This window comes from Kitasatospora sp. NPDC058965 (assembly GCF_042741245.1).
Taxonomy (GTDB): Bacteria; Actinomycetota; Actinomycetes; order Streptomycetales; family Streptomycetaceae; genus Kitasatospora.
This window is the reverse complement of the sequence record NZ_JBHYKG010000617.1, coordinates 1-1019: the sequence shown is the minus strand read 5'-3', so window position 1 is coordinate 1019 and position 1019 is coordinate 1. Positions and strand designations below refer to the sequence as shown.

General features: G+C 64.2%; 1 protein-coding gene. It reads right to left on the bottom strand.

The genetic code is table 11. The features are described from left to right. Positions 1–103 precede the first annotated feature (103 nt). Positions 104–1019 (bottom strand): hypothetical protein (locus tag ACFW1A_RS40620; RefSeq protein ID WP_380418790.1); only part of this gene is annotated, 916 nt, incomplete at its 5' end.

The window sequence follows — 1019 nt, the reverse complement described above, 5'->3', positions numbered from 1 at the left end:
AGACGCCGGCACCAGCACCGGGCCGCCGACTGTCACCGCCGCTGGAACGAGGTCACTGCAGCCACGTGATCACGAACTACAGCTGCCGTGACAGTCCCTGTTGTCAGCCGGACGGGGTGGTGTTCGCCGAGAGGATCTGGGTCGCCTTACGGACCCGGTCCTCGATCTGCTGACGGTACTCGCTCAGCACGGTCACGTTGCTGTCGATGTAGGACTTGTCGTATGCGGTCTGGACCGCGAGGTCAATGCCTATGAGGTTGGTCGAGAGTTTGCAGTCGATGTCGGCCTTGGCCTGGGCGATTTCTTCGGCGGAGTGCGGAACCGCTTCGCTGCCGGCGAGGCGCTGCGGTTGCGTTATCGGACTGGTCGTCGCTTCGAACGGCGTTTCATAGTGGTAGCCCTTGACCTTCATACAAGCACTCCACTGCGCGGTGGCGGCGGAGACGCGTGGGTCTTCGAGTGGCTCCTTTGGCCCACCATTAGGCAGCGCACTCGCATCGATCCCCGGAAGAGGGCCTCCGATGGCTTCGATGCCCTTGGCCTTGCAGCCCCCGGCAGGTACTGGTTTGTTGCCGAACGTCGTCACCGATCTCCCGGATGCGTCGCGACCGAACTCCACGGCGATGGCGTCGGCCGAAAGCGGCGCAGTTCCCTGGCCGCCAGCAGGGGGAAGCCGAACCATGTTGTAGCCGCTGATGGCCGCTCCTGCTGGATCGAAGAACCCATAAAGATGAGTGTGCTCCAACAGGTCCCTCACGGCGGTATCGGATCCCACCAGCAGGGTGGGCGAACTTGGGAGGCCGAAGTCCCGCATGCACTGCGCGGTGACTGCGTTGGCGGCGTCCTGAAGGACTGCCGCCTGGCGCGGGCTGGCAAGATAATCGCTTATCGGACGAACAATCTGATCGGGAGAGGTGACAACGGGGATCGCTCCGATCGGGACGGCCGGCTCCCCAGCGCCCGACGAGCCGCTGCACGCGGTCAGGGCGAGCACGGGTACCAGCCAAACGGCAATACGT